The sequence below is a fragment of the Desertivirga brevis genome, assembly GCF_017355835.1.
This window is the reverse complement of record NZ_JAFEWF010000003.1, coordinates 258,953-276,606: the sequence shown is the minus strand read 5'-3', so window position 1 is coordinate 276,606 and position 17,654 is coordinate 258,953. Positions and strand designations below refer to the sequence as shown.

14 protein-coding genes are annotated in these 17,654 nt (G+C 40.7%); 8 read left to right on the top strand and 6 right to left on the bottom strand.

Annotated elements, in window-relative coordinates:
- Positions 1-161: 161 nt before the first annotated feature.
- Both J4N25_RS11645 and J4N25_RS11640 read right to left on the bottom strand, forming a co-directional pair.
- Positions 162-671 carry a hypothetical protein gene (locus J4N25_RS11645; RefSeq protein ID WP_207422373.1) on the bottom strand — a complete coding sequence of 170 codons (510 nt, stop codon included), beginning with the start codon at positions 669-671 and terminating at the stop codon, positions 162-164.
- 459 nt (positions 672-1,130) lie between these two features.
- Positions 1,131-1,841, bottom strand: a complete 711-nt coding sequence (locus J4N25_RS11640) for an ATP-binding cassette domain-containing protein (RefSeq protein ID WP_207422372.1) — start codon at positions 1,839-1,841, stop codon at positions 1,131-1,133.
- Between the two features lie 278 nt (positions 1,842-2,119).
- On the opposite strand from J4N25_RS11640, the gene J4N25_RS11635 reads away from it, so the two are divergent.
- Positions 2,120-3,580, top strand: a complete 1,461-nt coding sequence (locus tag J4N25_RS11635) for a glycine--tRNA ligase (protein ID WP_207422371.1) — start codon at positions 2,120-2,122, stop codon at positions 3,578-3,580.
- Positions 3,581-3,873: 293 nt separating this feature from the next.
- On the top strand, positions 3,874-4,698 hold the full coding sequence (locus tag J4N25_RS11630) for a murein L,D-transpeptidase catalytic domain family protein (protein ID WP_207422370.1): 825 nt from the start codon (positions 3,874-3,876) through the stop codon (positions 4,696-4,698).
- 60 nt (positions 4,699-4,758) lie between these two features.
- On the opposite strand, the gene J4N25_RS11625 is transcribed toward J4N25_RS11630, so the two are convergent.
- The 4 genes from J4N25_RS11625 to leuS all read right to left on the bottom strand — a co-directional run bounded on the left by J4N25_RS11625 (position 4,759) and on the right by leuS (position 12,573).
- Positions 4,759-5,820 carry an NADH:flavin oxidoreductase/NADH oxidase gene (locus J4N25_RS11625; RefSeq protein WP_207422369.1) on the bottom strand — a complete coding sequence of 354 codons (1,062 nt, stop codon included), beginning with the start codon at positions 5,818-5,820 and terminating at the stop codon, positions 4,759-4,761.
- Positions 5,821-5,896: 76 nt separating this feature from the next.
- Positions 5,897-6,826, bottom strand: coding sequence for a cobalamin-binding protein (locus tag J4N25_RS11620; RefSeq protein WP_207422368.1), 930 nt, complete (start codon positions 6,824-6,826; stop codon positions 5,897-5,899).
- 214 nt (positions 6,827-7,040) lie between these two features.
- A complete protein-coding gene (locus J4N25_RS11615; RefSeq protein WP_207422367.1) occupies positions 7,041-9,536 on the bottom strand; it encodes a TonB-dependent receptor in 2,496 nt (831 codons plus the stop codon).
- A gap of 241 nt (positions 9,537-9,777) precedes the next feature.
- Complete coding sequence (gene leuS, locus J4N25_RS11610; RefSeq protein ID WP_207422366.1) at positions 9,778-12,573, bottom strand: leucine--tRNA ligase; 2,796 nt, start codon at positions 12,571-12,573, stop codon at positions 9,778-9,780.
- Positions 12,574-12,744: 171 nt separating this feature from the next.
- Between leuS and J4N25_RS11605 the strand changes: the two genes are divergently transcribed.
- From J4N25_RS11605 to J4N25_RS11580, 6 genes are all read left to right on the top strand, one after another.
- Complete coding sequence (locus tag J4N25_RS11605; protein WP_207422365.1) at positions 12,745-13,419, top strand: hypothetical protein; 675 nt, start codon at positions 12,745-12,747, stop codon at positions 13,417-13,419.
- A 515-nt stretch (positions 13,420-13,934) separates the two neighbouring features.
- Positions 13,935-14,813, top strand: coding sequence for a cell division protein FtsX (locus tag J4N25_RS11600; protein ID WP_207422364.1), 879 nt, complete (start codon positions 13,935-13,937; stop codon positions 14,811-14,813).
- On the top strand, positions 14,813-15,040 hold the full coding sequence (locus J4N25_RS11595; RefSeq protein WP_207422363.1) for a DUF3098 domain-containing protein: 228 nt from the start codon (positions 14,813-14,815) through the stop codon (positions 15,038-15,040). Before J4N25_RS11600 ends, J4N25_RS11595 begins: the two co-directional genes overlap by 1 nt.
- Complete coding sequence (locus J4N25_RS11590; protein WP_207422362.1) at positions 15,040-15,834, top strand: undecaprenyl-diphosphate phosphatase; 795 nt, start codon at positions 15,040-15,042, stop codon at positions 15,832-15,834. Before J4N25_RS11595 ends, J4N25_RS11590 begins: the two co-directional genes overlap by 1 nt.
- A 26-nt stretch (positions 15,835-15,860) precedes the next feature.
- The gene (gene truB / locus J4N25_RS11585; RefSeq protein ID WP_207422361.1) at positions 15,861-16,583 is read left to right on the top strand and encodes a tRNA pseudouridine(55) synthase TruB; all 723 of its coding nucleotides are present in this window, start codon (positions 15,861-15,863) and stop codon (positions 16,581-16,583) included.
- 27 nt (positions 16,584-16,610) lie between these two features.
- Entirely contained in the window at positions 16,611-17,597 is a 987-nt protein-coding gene (locus J4N25_RS11580) for a bifunctional riboflavin kinase/FAD synthetase (RefSeq protein ID WP_207422360.1), read from the top strand.
- The last annotated feature ends 57 nt before the right edge of the window (positions 17,598-17,654 follow it).

Genomic DNA, 17,654 nt, shown 5'->3' with positions numbered 1-17,654 from the left:
CAGATTAAGGATTTAAGGGCAGCAGGACCGAAACGAAAATCCCGCTAGTATAAACTAACGGGAGATTCTTTTTTTTGATTGACTGAATATGAAGTTTTAGGAATAAAACTCAATTTAAAACGCGTTACTTAAGATACGTCGAAAAGCTTGGGGTCACCTGGTTAAAACTTTAACGCTGCTTTGAATGCAACCTGATCTATACTCCCGCCATCAGCAGCCCAGCTTTCATAACGAACACCAGCTTCGAAATTAGTTCGACCAGATACAGGATATGATAATCCTACTCCCGGTGCTATAATAGCCGCAGTAGACCGGTTGCCGCTCACAGCAACAGCGGCACCCACTTCAGCCTGCGCAAAGAAATTGTTAAGGAAGGAAAGTTTTGCCCCTACTTTTAAGGGAACAAAGTTTGGGTTATCACCAGCCCAGGTAACTTCTTCCTTAATAGTTAGATTTGTGAAACCGGCAGAACCTGTGACATTGAACGTTGGAGATACAGGATAATCCAGGAATAAAGATCCTCCAATTGCCAGATCATAAATGTCTCCGGTTTTACCAACAGGAAGACCAGCTTCTAGAGCAATTCCGTATCTTGTTCTCATTGGCTCAATTTGAGCGGAGGCAGAAAAAAAGACGCCCGACATCGCAATAAGTAAAAAAAGTTTTTTCATAAATGTGATTTTGTTAATCGGAACAAAACTATTTGGACCTTAAACAAAAGACACAAAAAGGTGAATAAAGTTTACTAATCGAACCATGATTAAACTTCAAACATTTCAATTATTCTTCACGAAATCTTACTATAATATTGGAAAACAGGGAATCAGAAACAGTAGATATTAGACCAAATAATTATTGTCCGAAAGGAAGGCAGAACAACAAAGACACTAATCTTAACCTAAAATTAACTTAAGCATAGCAGGTAAATAGCGCGTGCCTTACCCGCATTTTACCGGGTGAGGTCCGGGTTATTCCCGGGTTAAGTCCCTGTAGGATGCCCGTTGAGGAACGTCTTGGAGTAGAAAGAACTACTATCCTTTTCTTTTTAATTAATAACAGTTTTCTGAAACCTGAAATCGATATTGAATTTCCTTTTTAAGAACAGAACGGCAAAGCGCTACTTTTCAAAATTAGCCTCTTGTAACCTGTAAAAATACCTGCTCTAAAGATTGATTTGAGAACTTTTGACGCAACTCGCTCAGCATACTATCTGCCACAATCCGACCTCTATTGATAATCACTACGCTGTCGCATATAGCTTCAACCTCCTGCATTATATGTGTAGACAGGATCACCGTTTTAGTTTTACCTAATTCCTTAATTAAACTCCGTACCTCTATCAATTGATTAGGATCCAGACCTGAAGTAGGTTCGTCAAGGATCAATACTTGTGGATCATGAATAATTGCCTGAGCTAAGCCTACACGTTGCCGATACCCTTTTGACAAAGCTCCAACTTTCTTATGCTGCTCAAGACCTAGGCCAGTAAGCTCAATTACCTTATCAATGCGGCCTTTTACATTTGACAAGCCATGGATGTTCGCTATAAAGGATAAGGTTTCCTTCACATACATGTCGAGATATAGAGGGTTATGTTCCGGAAGATACCCCAGATTACGTCTAACTTCCAGCGGATGTTCAGTCACATCATAGCCACAAAGGCTTGCTTTTCCTGAGGTTGGTGGAATAAAGCAAGAGACAATCTTCATCGTAGTAGATTTACCAGCACCATTCGGACCAAGAAAACCAAGAATTTTACCAGGTTCTGCTGAGAAAGAGATAGCATCTATTGCCTTTTGCTCTCCGTATATTTTGGTAAGCTGTTCTACTTTTACGCTCATAGTTATATGAATGAGATTTCAGATTTGAAAAAAGAGACAGACGATACCGAATCTTCAATCTGCATAATTAATACAAGGATAAGGCTAAAAAAGATTTTATAAAAGAGCACTCCTCTATATACCACATCGCAAAGAGGTAGTAAGGAGCAAAATGAGCGCAACAGAGAGCGGGTATATTAGGGGTAGCCATTTGATAGCTGCAAGATAGCAATTTGAGTATTGAACAAAATCGTAAATCCTAAGTCACAATTCACAAATCAATTTATATTTGCAGGATCATGAGCAAAAATAACGACGAGCTTTTTAAAAACGTTATATCCCATGCTAAGGAGTATGGCTTTGTTTTTCAATCAAGTGAGATTTACGACGGTTTAAGTGCTGTATATGACTATGGTCAAAACGGTTCTGAATTAAAAAACAACATAAAAACATACTGGTGGAAATCTATGGTGCAGATGCACGAGAACATTGTCGGCATCGACGCCGCGATTTTCATGCATCCTACCACATGGAAAGCTTCCGGACACGTTGACGGATTCAACGATCCTATGATCGATAATAAGGATTCTAAAAAACGTTACCGTGCAGACCAACTTCTTGAAGACAAAATTGCACGATACGAAAAAGACGGTAAAACAGCGAAAGCAGAAGAGCTTCAACAAGCAATGGACGAGGCTTTAAAAAGTGATAATCTTGCTGCTTTACGTGACCTGATCGTTGAACACGAAATTGCATGCCCGGTGTCAGGAACTCGTAATTGGACAGATGTTCGTCAGTTCAACCTGATGTTCTCTACACAAATTGGTGCCATCGCTGAAGAGTCAGACAAGATCTATCTTCGTCCGGAAACGGCTCAAGGTATTTTCGTTAACTACCTTAACGTGCAAAAAACGGGTAGGATGAAAATCCCATTTGGAATTGCTCAGATTGGAAAAGCTTTCCGTAATGAGGTTATTGCCCGCCAGTTCATTATGCGTATGCGAGAGTTCGAACAGATGGAGATGCAATTCTTCGTTCGTCCCGGTTCTGAAATGGAATGGTATGATTACTGGAAACAAACCCGATTAAAATGGCATAAAGCCTTGGGAACGAATCCCGAGAAATATCGTTTCCATGATCACACGAAGTTAGCTCACTACGCAAATGCTGCAGTAGATATTGAGTTTGAATTCCCATTTGGATTTAAAGAAGTGGAAGGTATCCACAGCCGTACAGATTTCGATTTAAGTCAGCATCAGAAGTTTTCAGGTAAAAAACTGCAGTACTTCGATCCTGAAATTAATCAGAATTATGTGCCTTATGTTATCGAGACTTCAATAGGTCTTGACCGTATGTTCTTGTTAACCTTAATCAACTGCTTTGAGGAGGAGGATCTGAGTGAAGGTGACAAGAAAGATAGCCGTACCGTATTGAGATTACATCCTTGCCTTGCTCCTGTCAAAGCAGCGATATTCCCTCTTACTAAAAAAGACGGACTTCCAGAGAAAGCCCGCGAGATTATGAACAGGTTGAAGCTTGATCATAATGTAGTTTATGAGGAGAAAGACGCAATCGGAAAACGTTACCGCCGCCAGGATGCCATCGGAACACCGTTCTGTATTACTGTAGACCACCAAAGCTTAGAGGATAACACGGTTACTATCCGTCATCGTGACTCAATGGCTCAGGAACGTGTTGCCATTGATCAGTTAGATCAGATCATCGGAAATATGGTTAGCTGGAAAAACTTACTGGGATAAAACCAGCAATCGAAAGTTATAATATCACAAAGCCGTTCAACCGAACGGCTTTGGTCGTTTATCACCTTAGCTGTAATTGTCTACCCTGAATAAGGGCAAAAATTAATTCTTAGTACTTTCTTTATGCAATGGGCAGAAAGTTCTAAGAGATTAATTAAACTAAGATGACAAATATAAATCACCGAACTCCTTGACATTCAATAAAAAGGTGTTACCTTTGTAACACAAAACCAGAGAAACTTAATACAACGTCTATCGTATAAAACTCTACTTAATTTACTGAGGGAAAGATTATGAGGAAAAGGATTTTTCGTGGGGCAAGTGTAGCTCTTTTAACATTAAGTTTACCTGCTATCGGTTGGAGTTTAAGTGATTCTACTGATGTTAAAGCTGCCATCGCAAAAGATACTACCGTTGTTGAGACATCTGTAGCTGCCGAGCCAGTTTCTGCCGAAGCGCTTTTTAACAAACACATTTCTGAAATTTATTATTCAGCAGATCTGGATGCCTCTGGTCTTGATTATGGTGTGTTTAAGAAAGCAGTTACGGGATATTATAATTTAAAAAATTCTAGCCTGGTTTCGTCTGCAAAAGAAGTAATTTCAATCGTAGACTTTACAAGAGCCAGCACAAAAAAACGTTTGTGGATTGTTGATCTTGCATCTAAAAAGGTATTATTTAATACTTTAGTTGCGCATGGTCAAGGTAGCGGAGATAATTATGCTACCAGTTTCTCCAACCTTGCAAACTCTCATCAAAGCAGTCTTGGCTTCTATATTACAAGCAATACTTATTTCGGTAAGCATGGCCTGTCGTTAAAGCTAAACGGAATGGATAACGGTTACAATACTAATGCTTTAAACAGAGCTGTTGTAGTGCACGGTGCAGAGTATGTAAGCCAAAGCTTCATTAACCAACATGGACGCCTTGGTCGCAGTCACGGATGTCCTGCCTTACCGGTAGAATTGACACCAGCTATCATTGATGCAATTAAAGGAGGAACAACCCTATTTATCAATGGCCCTGCTACTAAAACCTATGCATCTGCCTTTCTTGACGAGAAATTAGCTGTAGATAGCTTCAATAAAAATGAAGCACAGTTGAATGCCGGTTTGTAATAAGAATATAGTTAGATATATATTAGAGAAACCTCCAGGTGAATTGCCTGGAGGTTTTTTTTATCGTTTTGCCCTCTCATATTGAACAGGCCAGGGAACATCTACCCCTAGTGCCTTTGCTGCATGCAGCGGAAAATAAGGATCCCGAAGCATTTGACGAGCAAGCAGGACCATATCTCCCTTGCCTTCAGCAATAATGGCTTCTGCTTGTTCAGGAGATGTAATAATTCCAACAGCAGCTGTTAGTATCCCTGTTTGTTTTACAGCTTCGGAAAACTCCACCTGATATCCAGGACCTGCTGGTATATTGGCCTTAGGTACATTTCCTCCGGTAGAGCAATCTATCAAATCAACACTTTTTGTTTTCAGGATCTCAGACAGGGCAATAGAATCTTCCTTTGTCCAGCCACCTTCTACCCAATCCGTTGCTGATATTCTTACAAATAAAGGTAAGTGCCCGGGCCAGGTTATTCTTACCGCTTCTACAACTTCCAGTAGCATCCGTATCCTGTTCTCGAAAGAACCTCCGTACTCATCAGTACGCAAGTTTGACAAAGGCGACAAAAATTCGTGAAGAAGATATCCGTGGGCAGCATGTATTTCGACAACCTTGAATCCTGCATCCAGCGCGCGTTTAGCAGCATTTTGAAATTCTATTTTAATCCGCTCAATATCCCCAGAAGATAATGCCTGTGGCGTGCCGTGACCTTCAGAAAAGGGAACTGCACTAGGCGCAATTGTCTGCCATCCACCTTCCTGGCCCTGAATAAAAGATCCCCCATTCCAGGGTTCGCTGGTACTTGCCTTCCTACCGGCATGAGCTAGTTGAATACCAGCTACACTCCCCTGAACATGCATAAAATCAACTATACGTTTCAGGCCCGGAACATGGTCGTCGCTCCAGATTCCCAAGTCTTTAGGAGTTATCCGGCCTTCTGGAGCTATTGCAGCGGCTTCCACCAAGATAAGACCTGCTCCACCAACTGCCCTGCTTCCAAGGTGAACAAGATGCCAATCATTTACATAGCCATTATCGCTGGAATATTGACACATGGGTGAAACACCGATACGATTTTTAAATTCAACTTCCCTTATTTTCAAGGGACTAAAAAGCAAGCTCATAACCTCAAATGTATTGTGCGATAATGACAAAGCATTTAAGGCTTTGTTTTTACGAATCGGCTTTCAGCTAATTTGACTACACCAGGTCAAACTTCACCCAAGCCTGTCCCTCGTAACCAAAAATAAATTGCTTAGGATTAATGATCTCCGCAAGTATCTCAATCGTATCAATGATCCTTGGACCTGGACGGTTGAAATAATGGTTTCCGTCGGCTATGAATACCTTGTTGTTTTTCACCGCCTCTATTTCATTCCAACCAGAAAGCTGCATCAACAAGGAAATTTCCTGAAGGGTTCTCTCTATTGAAAATCCACAAGCCGCTACAACAATAATATCAGGGTTGGCTGCGCAAAGGTCTTCCGGTTTAATGTACGGAGAGTGCGAACCATTAGTAGCGAGAACGGGTACTCCTCCTGCTATTTCAACAAGTTCAGGGGTCCAGTTCCCAGCGATCATCAAAGGATCTAGCCATTCGATGCAAGCAACCTTTGGCTTATTTTCGACAAACTTCAATTTGTGCTTTATCAGGTCCCGCCTTTCCTCCAACTCCTCCAACAAAACCTTACCCCTTTCAGAAACCTCCAATTTGCAGGCGACTTCTTTTATGTCTGCTAGAATGCCCTCCAGGGTATTGGGACTTAGGGATAATACCTCCACATCCTTATTCTGATCCTCACCCAAGGCCTTTTCGACATCCGAAAGGCTCACTCCGCACACTTCACATTGAGCCTGGGTTACGATAAGATCAGGATTAAGACGCTTTAAAAGCACAGAATCAACATTATACACAGATAAGGCCTCTGCTATTGTCTGTTTTACCTGAGTGTCAATCGCACTGCTGGAAACTCCTTCTTCAATTACGGTTGAGGAGCATGCCGGAAGTTCCTTTACAGATTCAGGATAATCACATTCATGCGATCGTCCTACCAGCTGACCTTCAAGTCCAAGGGCGTAAATTATCTCTGTTGAGGCCGGTAGAAGCGATACAATTCTTTTAGAGGACATGGCTATTAATTTGGTGTCAAAGTTAATATCAATTGCACATAAATTGACCGAATAATAAAAAACCTTAGGACTGAACCTGCGATAATAAGCTTGAACACACCAGCGAGGTGATAAGAGTGAAGTTCCGCTTTTCCTGCAAGCAAGAAGGAAAACAACTTCAAAAAAAAGACCGGCTACAAAAATTGCCGGTCTCCCAATATATATTTTCTTAGGTCTACATTCCTGGGCCCTGACCTCCCTGTCCGCTATCCTGTTTTAAGTCGTCGTTATTAACACCACGTTTCCTCTTAGGCTGCTGTGGCGCGAAATTCATTTTACCGAACTGGTAACTAAAGTTAATACCAATAGAACGGAATGGCACAGAGAAAGAATTGGTTTGAGTTATACCATTACCAACGAAGCTGCTATTGAAGCTTTTACGCTCGTTAAAGGGATCTACCATATTCAAGCCCAACTTACCTTTCTTATTCAGGATCTCCTTATTAAACGAGAGCTGCCACATGTTGAAAGATGGGTTGCGTCCCTGAGCAGTACGGCGTGGGGCATTGATAATAGCGAAAGTTTCCATTAAGAATCCAGGAAGGATCGTATAAGAGCCTCCAAGAAATGCATTATACATTAGATAAGTTTCGTTATTATTAGATGCAGCAGATGCAAAGGTCCTGTTTACTGTAGGTTTGTACGTATAAAGATTTACGTTTCCTCTTAAAGTCAGCTTTTTAACCGGCTGAATCTGTCCGAAGAATGAGGCGCCTATTGAATTGTTGTTTCCAATGTTCTGGAAGGTTGAAACAGAAACATCTCTGGTAACTCCGTCAGAAAACTGGTATGCCTCGCGTGCAACGAAATTCTCAATTACATCGTCGGTATGTCTGAAATAAACTGAGGCATTAATTACCGAAGTTTTAATAAATGTTGAGAAGTTGAACTCAACGCTTTGTGAAATCTCTGGGCTTAATTCCGGATTTCCTACAGTATGGGTAAGCGGATTACTTGTATTCCTGAAAGGGTTCAAATATTGCAAGCTTGGACGTTGGATACGCTTGCTATAACTTAGCCTGAAGGAATTTGTCTTGATCGTTTTTGAGATAGAAAGGCTTGGTATAAAATTGTCGTAGTCATTGCCCAGTGGACTCAAATTCTGTGTTTCATTTTCCACTTGCCCTGTAATCTTCGTCAATTCATAACGTCCTCCAGCCTGTAAACCCCAGTTATTTTTCAAAGTAAAAGTCCACACGGAATATCCTGAATAAACATCTTGATTGTAATGGTAAATATTAGACAAGGCTGTATTCCGTACGAAATCACCTCCCTCTCTTTTATCGAAATCGTAATCACTGTCTATCCTTCTGGCAATAAACTTACCGCCCAGCTCCAATTTTACTTTTGACGATACCGGTAGGGAATAATCTGATTGAAATGTATACTCGTCATTAATTCCGGTATTCTTACCGATCTGGTCATTATTAATCGCGCGGCTATTAAAGGTTTCGAAATCAGTGTTAGATTTCAATTCGGTCCACTGCCCTGCCACACTCCACTCATGTCCTGCTTTTTTAAACTTATGTGTGAAATCAGCATTCCAGTCGAAGCCTTGGAATTTGTTATCATTCTCGTTATCTATTATCTCAGAATTGGGACCAAGGGAGCTGGCTATTGCATTACTAAGCTTAGTTGATGCTCCGTCTGTAGAAAATCCACCCTGGTTATATCTTATACCGGAGGAAATACTGTTATTTGCATTAAAGTCGTAGCTTAAGTTTCCAGAAGTAGAGTAGCCATATCTTTTAAGACGCGTCTCTCCTATCTGACTGTGGGTAGAATCATTCGTAGCAATAAATATATCCGTAAGGGAAGTTTGAGGCCACGTAAGGTTTCCCCCGAAATTCCCGGTAAAACTAAGCCGGTTTTTATTGATGTTAAGATTTGCATTGCCATTATTCTGCCTTGTACCCAAACCGCCACTTACAGAACCACTTACACCCGACATTTCCTTCTTTTTGGTGATAATGTTAATGATACCTGCCGAACCCTCTGCATCGTATTTAGCAGAAGGACTGGTGATCACTTCCACATTTTTGATCTGATCTGCTGGCAGCATTTTCATTGCATCAGCCAGACTGCTTGCTACCGCTCCTGAAGGTTTTCCGTTAATCAAAACCCGTACATTCTGACTACCCCTTAAAGCCACATTACCATCCTGATCTACTGTAACCATTGGAACTTTACGCAGGACGTCGCCCGCATTTCCTCCCGAAACCGTTGCGTCTTTTTCTGCATTGTAAACCACTTTATCTACCCTGTTCTCGATTATTGCAGCCTGGCCGGTAACAGTTACCTCCTTTAATGCGTTTGCAGAAGGAGAAAGCAGTATTCGTCCAAGATTTGCATCAGGCTTACCCGGAGTTGTTTCGATACCGGTAATCACTTTAGTCTGGTAGCCAATAAAGCTGATCGTTAACTTATACTTGCCCGGAGAAATATTATCTATCTTAAATACTCCCTTTGAGTCGGTGATCGAACCGTTAGTACTTTTAGTTGAGCTGGCTCTTCCCAATCCTACGGAAGCATAGTCTACAGGCTTTTTAGTAAGGGAGTCGAGCACCGTTCCTGATATTCGACCTGTTATGCTTGCCCCACCAACGGGCACTTGTGCGAAAGCAGTATTAAAAAAGAAAAATGCTGATAAGGCTATGAATAAGTGTTTCATTGAATAAAATCGTTATGGGTCCTGAACCTTGATGAACAGGACTGTAGAATTAGTCGCAAAGGTATATGCTTTGTTACAAGCAGCTGCGGGAATTAGTGGCTTTTTAGATAAAGATGATAAAATACAGCCTTCTCATACTTGTTCACTGGAAATCGATTGAAAGATGAACAAACGCATAAAAAAAGGCGAAGGACCTTTGTCCCCGCCGTTTTTGTATCAATATATTTACTGAACTCAGCTCTTAAATAACAATATTTACGATCCTGCCTTTCACAACAACTACCTTCTTAGGTGTCTTTCCGTCAAGGTATTTTTGAACGTCTTCATTGCTTAGTACAAGCTTCTCTATATCGGCAGCTTCCAATGTCAATGAGATATTCAAATTCATTCTCATCTTCCCATTTACCGAAATAGGATAAGCAAATTCATCCTCAACAAGGTAGTCAGGATTGAATTTAGGATACTGGGCATACGACAAGGAGCCTGAGGCATTGCCTAAAAGAGACCAAAGCTCTTCAGAAATATGAGGAGCATAAGGAGCAAGCACAATCACAAGGTCCTGAAGGATCTTGCGCTTGTTACACTTTAGGTCCTGCAGCTCATTCACGCAGATCATGAAGCTTGAAACCGAGGTATTGAAAGAGAACCTCTCGATGTCTTCTTCTACCTTTCGAATGATCTTGTGCAAAGCTTTGTACTCTGCTTTTGTTGGCTCTTCGTTTGAAATTGAAAGTTCGAACTTATCGTTGTGGAATAACTTCCAGAATTTACGGAGGAACTTAAATACTCCTTCTATACCATTAGTGTTCCATGGTTTGCTTTGCTCTAACGGGCCAAGGAACATCTCGTATAAGCGAAGAGTATCTGCACCATAACGTTCGATGATGTCATCAGGATTAACAACATTGAATTTGGATTTAGACATCTTCTCTACCTCTACACCACATACGTATTTACCGTTCTCCAGGATGAACTCGGCATTTTCAAACTCTGCCCTGAATTTTTTAAACTTGTCTAGATCCAGCACATCGTTTTCTACAATGTTAACATCAACGTGAAGAGGAGTGGTTTTGTACTCGTCTCTAAGGTTGTAAGAAACAAAGGTATTTGTGCCTTTTCCTTCCTCATCCAATACGCGGTAAACGAAGTTAGAACGACCCTGGATCATACCCTGGTTAATCAGTTTCTTGAAAGGTTCTTCTTCAACCACATAACCCAGGTCTTTAAGGAATTTGTTCCAGAAACGGCTATATAACAAATGGCCAGTGGCATGCTCTGATCCGCCAATGTATAAGTCGACATCTTTCCAGTATTCTATAGCAGCTTTCGGTGCGAAAGCATCTTCTTTACGATCTTCAGGCGAAGCCATGTAGCGGTACCAGTACCAGCTTGAGCCAGCCCAGCCAGGCATGGTACTTAGCTCATAGTGAGCCTCGCCTTTATATTTCCAATCTGTTGCCCGGCCCAATGGAGGCTCGCCGGTTTCTGTAGGCAGGTATTTATCTACTTCCGGAAGCAATAGTGGAAGTTCATTTTCCTCAATAAGATGAGGAAGTTCATCCTTAAAGTAAACAGGAACAGGTTCTCCCCAATAACGCTGACGACCAAATATGGCATCTCGCATACGATATTGAATCTTTGCTTTACCAGCATTCAATTCCTCCAACTTGGCGATCAAAGCAGGAATCGCTTCCTGATAAGTAAGCCCATTGATGAAACCCGAATTAATATATTTACCTTCTTTGGTTGGGTCTGCCTGATGCTCGATATCTTGCTGACCATCCAGTATCTGAATAATCGGAAGGTTGAAGTGTTTTGCAAACAGGAAGTCACGCTGGTCGCCTGACGGCACTGCCATCACCGCTCCCGTTCCATATCCTGCTAATACGTAATCTGCAATCCAAACCGGAATCTTAGTTCCATCTAAAGGATTTAGGGCGTAGCTTCCGGTAAATGCACCTGATACAGTTTTAGTATCAGCCATTCGGTCAAGTTCTGATTTCTTCTTAGTTTGAGTGATATACGACTCGATCTCTTCCTTTTGTTCCGGAGTAGTTAAAGAAGCTGCCAATTCATGCTCAGGAGCAATTACTAAGAAGCTTACTCCGAAAATAGTATCGACACGGGTTGTGAAAACTTCAATCGCTCCTTCACCATATTCTAATGGAAACTTCACACTCGCTCCGGTACTTTTCCCGATCCAGTTCCTTTGCATTTCTTTCAAAGGTTCCGGCCAGTCAATGGTATCCAAACCCTGAAGTAAACGGTCAGCATAAGCAGTGATGCGCATGCTCCATTGCATCATTTTCTTTTGTTCAACAGGATATCCACCCCGCTCGGAAACTCCGTCTTTAACTTCATCATTAGCTAAAACAGTTCCAAGGGCTGCACACCAGTTTACAGTGCTTTCTTTCAAATATGTTAGACGGTATTTCAGAAGTTCTTCCTGTTTCTGTGCCTCACTGAAAGCATTCCACTCCTCGGCACTAAAACTTAAAACATCCTCATCTGAAACAGCTTTAACGCCTGAGCTTCCTTTTGTTTCAAAATGGTTAACCAGGACCTCGATCGACTCTGCTTTTTCAGCAGCAAGATTATACCAGGAATTGAAAAGCTGCATGAATATCCACTGAGTCCATTTATAGTACTCGGGATCGCTGGTACGGACTTCACGACTCCAGTCAAAAGAGAAGCCGATCTGGTCTAACTGACGGCGATAAGTGGAAATATTTTGTTCAGTGGTAAGCGCAGGGTGCTGACCGGTTTGAATAGCGTACTGCTCTGCGGGCAACCCGAAGGAGTCGTAACCCATGGGATGCAATACATTGAACCCTTTTAATCGTTTATATCTGGCAAAAATATCCGACGCAATATATCCCAGCGGATGCCCCACATGTAAGCCTGCACCTGAAGGATAAGGAAACATATCAAGGACATAATATTTTGGCTTTTCAGAGTTGTTATCAACCTTATAAGTCTGGTTTTCGGCCCAGAACTCCTGCCATTTCTTTTCAATCTCTTTATACTGGTAATCCATTGTACTAATACTTGGGTTGCGAAAATACAAATTCCCACTGACTAGTAATTGTTAAGGTTGGGATTAATAGAAGGCAATCAACATTTTTAAGTTTATAGAAACAATTGCCAGCTCTTCTTACTTGCTTCTAATATCTTAATTGACGATATGATATTGTAAACTTTTACTACCATGATAAAACATTTAAAACTTAGCATTTTTGCTCTACTTGTTAGTGCCGTAACATTTTCAGGCTGTAAGAAAGACGAAACTCAAGAAGCCGAACAAACCATTGATTTTAAATTCCAACTGGATAACACATCAAGCTCTGGAACCAGCTTTCCGTCGGTAGAATGGACATACGCTATGTTAAATCTGGCAAGCTTTGATGTGAAATTAAAAAGTAATGGAAATGTGGTAGGAGGCAATGCAATGGACGGATTATGGAATGTCAATATGCTCGCCGATAATAGTGAGCTTTTAACTATTACATTCCGTACCTATAGTAAATTTGATGAAGTGGATGGCATGGTTTATTTAAAACCATCTGCAGAACGTCCACCACTTACTTTAAAGGCACTTGTTACTGTTCCTACAAAAGGTGTGGTTCCGGTTGAGCTTCACTTCAATGACGAAGCTGCTTTACGCGTTAACGTTAAAAACCTTCCGGCACAAGTTAGGCGCGACAACTACTTAGCAGTTGTAAAGATGGAGGTAAATAAGCTTTTGGCCGCTATTGATATTTCTAAACTGCCAACCGCAACATGGACAGATAATAAAATTATTATCAGTTCTACTTCTAACGTACAACTTTACAACCAATTAAAAGCTGCTTTAAACTCAAGTTATACCGTAACACTCCAATAAGGAAGGATTATAAAAAGAAAGAGGCTGTTCTTTCCTGGAACAGCCTCTTAACAATCAACCTTTAACCTAAAAAATACACTAAAAAACTAAACCCTTATTCTAAATATATCTTAAACTAGTTATCTCCGAACCGGAACAACTACTTGCTTTCCATTTTTTAAAACTGCTACTGCTTGTGGCTTTAGGCCGAAGATCTGATTTGATAATCCTTCAATCAGGTTAGATATTTGCTTTCCCATGTTTTTCAATTTGGTATTTGATGATTATTACGCACTAAAAAACAGAAGGTTACCAAAACTTTAGACTTAAATAAAGCCTGACATTGACATTACATTCTTCAACTCTATTATGTCTCCCTCCCACCCACCAACGTATCGCATTGGCATCCCACAAAGGGTAAATCGTAATTCGTAATTCGTAAATTCCCCGCTCTTTCTTTGTTAAAAATATCTAAATATTGAAATTTACGTTAAGGGCTTTAGTTAAATAGTTATTTTCGCGTAATTAAACAGGCTATGGAAGAATTCGAAGGAAGCACCGCTGCAAAGAAAACTAAACCAGTATATATATCAACTGTGATTAGTATTGCACTGGTATTGTTGATGATTGGCCTGCTTGGACTGATCATGGTTCATGCTCGCAATCTTTCTAAATACGTTAAGGAAAACATCGTTCTCAATATTATTGTAAGTGATGGAGCTAAGGAAGTAGATGTGCTTGCTTTGCAGAAGCAATTAGATACCCATGCTTATGTACTAAGATCTCAATATGTTAGTAAGGAGATTGCAGCACGTAACCTGCAGAAAGATTTAGGAGAAGAATTTGTACAATTTCTCGGCTATAATCCACTACTTTCGTCTATCGATGTGTACATGAAGGAAGACTATGCTAATAACGCCAGCATTGAGACCTTCAGCAGGCAATTATCCAAAAATCCATTGGTAAAAGAAGTGATCTATCAGAAGTCGCTAATAGACATGGTAAATCAAAATATCAAAGTTATCAGTCTTGTGATCTTAGCTTTCGCAGGTACCTTATTAATTATTGCTATTGCTCTTATTAATAACACCATACGTCTGGCGATCTATTCACAACGCTTCCTGATCAAGTCTATGCAACTGGTTGGCGCTACGAAAAACTTCATCCGGGCTCCTTTTATTGGGTATGGTATCATACACGGGCTGCTAGGATCATTGATTGCTATTATTCTGCTTCTGGGAGCCTTATACCTGGCTCAACAACAAATTCCGGAATTGGTTATCTTGAAGAACTGGTACGAATTTGCACTTGTATTTGCCGGAGTGGTAGCGATAGGTATCCTGATAGCAGGTTTGAGCACCTACTTTGCAGTAACAAAATACTTAAGATTAAAAGTTAATAACCTTTACAGATAATGGCATTAAAGAAAACTACATCTACAAATACACCGGTAGAATTTGTGTTTGGTAAAAGCAATTACAGGCTTATGCTGGTTTCAATAGCAGTAATTGCTTTAGGATTTATTCTGATGATAGGAGAAACAGACATTTACGATTTCAGGAAAACCGTGATTGCTCCGTTTGTAGTGTTGGTAGGCTTTGGTATTGGATTCTATTCTATTCTTAAAAAACGCGAGAATTAATGAGCATTATTCAAGCCATTATCCTCGCGATAATTGAAGGTATTACAGAGTTCCTTCCTGTTTCTTCAACCGGTCATATGATCATAGGATCGTCGTTGATGGGCATTCAGTCTAACGATTTCGTAAAACTTTACACGGTAGTTATTCAATTAGGCGCAATCCTTTCTGTGCTTGTTCTTTACTGGAAACGTTTTTTCCAAACGCTGGATTTCTATTTTAAACTATTAGTAGCATTTATTCCCTCTGCGATAGCAGGCTTGTTATTCAGTGATAAAATAGACGAGCTACTAGAGAGCCCGACCACTGTTGCAGTAGCCCTGGTAATTGGAGGTGTGATCCTTCTTTTCATTGATAAGTTTTTCCAGCGCAATAGTATTCGTGATACGCGTAATATTGACTACAAGGCAGCTTTCATAACCGGCGTTTTTCAATGCCTGGCTATGATTCCCGGCACTTCCCGGTCAGCTTCAACTATTGTAGGCGGTATGTCGCAAAACATGACACGGACCGTTGCTGCAGAATTTTCTTTTTTTCTTGCGGTTCCTACTATGTTCGGCGCTACCGCCAAGAAGATCTACGATTTTTATAAAGACGGATACGTTATTACCGGCGAAGAGATTAAGCTTTTAGCAATAGGTAATGTCGTTGCCTTCATTGTAGCTATGCTAGCTATTAAATCCTTCATTACCTTCCTTCAAAAGAGAGGCTTTCAAATTTTTGGCTGGTACCGCATTATTGTAGGACTTGTTATCCTGGCATTCCTTTTATCAGGACATAGCCTTGAAATTATTTAAGATCATTTTATTCTACGGGTTTAGTTGTGGGAGATACAAAATTCAGGGAGTTTAACTTTGCAGAGGGCGAGCTTTTGTTAGTTAACAAACCTTATCATTGGACAAGCTTTGACGTTGTCGGAAAAATCAGGAATTCATTTAAGCCTTTAAAATTGAAAGTGGGGCATGCAGGAACATTAGATCCGCTTGCAACCGGCTTACTTATTATTTGCACGGGCAAAATGACGAAGCAGATTGACAATTTCCAGGCTCAGGAAAAAGAATATACCGGGACACTGGTACTCGGCGCCACCACTCCCTCCTACGACTTGGAAACTGAAATTGATCAGACCTTTGATATTAGCGGTCTGACAAACGATGCAATAGTTGAAGCATGCAAATTATTCCTTGGAGATATTGAACAATTTCCACCAGCTCACTCTGCTGTTAAAGTGAATGGGGAGCGTTTATATGAAAAAGCCCGCAGAGGAGAAGAGGTTGAGTTAAAATCACGTAAGGTTAGCATCACAGAGTTCGAAATTACTCGCATAGAGCTTCCAGAAGTAGACTTCAGGGTGGTTTGCAGCAAAGGAACCTATATCAGATCTTTGGCTTTCGACTTTGGAAAAGCGTTAAACTCAGGCGCATATCTTTCCAAACTCCGGAGAACCAGAAGCGGAGATTTTAAAATAGATGAAGCTTTTGAGGTTATGGAATTGGTAAATCATATCAGGGGATTGAAAGACAAAGAAGAACCTGCTCTTAAATAACGCATCTTTTATATTTTTACAACGCAGATGAAAGTTTACAGACACATTAATGAATTCCAAAAACTGAATAATGCTGTTGTAACAATTGGCACTTTTGATGGCGTTCATTTTGGACATCGTAAGATAATAAACCGGCTTACCGAAGTAGCAGATCAAAGCGGTGGAGAAAGTGTTATCCTTACTTTTTTTCCGCATCCCCGGATGATCCTTCATCCGGAAAACTCTTCACTTAAGTTAATCACGACAATTGAAGAAAAAGCCGAACTGATTGAGAAGTTAGGGGTTGATCACCTCATTATAACTCCATTCACCAGGGATTTCTCTAACCTTTCTGCACAGACCTATATACAACAAGTCCTCGTTGAAAAGATCGGCACAAAAAAGATAATTATCGGTTTTGATCACCGCTTTGGTAAAGATCGTCAGGGAAATTTGGCTGAACTTCAACGTCACGCTGCTCAATACCACTATGAGGTAGAAGAGATCCCTGAACAGGACATCCATGAGGTAAAGGTTAGCTCCACACAAATCCGGGATTCACTACTATCTGGTGATGTTGAAACTGCTGAGGACTTCCTTGGTTATCCCTTCTTTCTAACTGGTAAGGTAATTAAGGGTGACCGACTTGGAAGGCAAATGGGTTTCCCAACAGCCAACCTCCTGATAGAAGAAAGCTACAAACTGGTTCCCTCAGACGGTATTTACGCTGTGGAAGTTGAATTAATGGAAAAACAGGGAGCTTATCCCCTCGACCAACCTCTGGTTACTTCCAAATCACCCGTCACTGCAAACATCTTGAAAGGAATGGCTTATATAGGTAACCGCCCTACTATTAACGGCATGACCCGTAATATAGAGGTTAATATATTTGAGTTTGACAAAGAGATCTACAGGCAATACATCCGCGTTCATTTCAAGAACTTCGTAAGGCACGACATGCGGTTCAATAATATGGATGAGCTTAAGAACCAGATTGAACAGGATAAACAAGCGGTGTTGAAGCTACTTTACTGATACAAGATTAGTCACAGAACTAAGATGGTCAGATTTTGTTATCCCGAAAGGAATTAA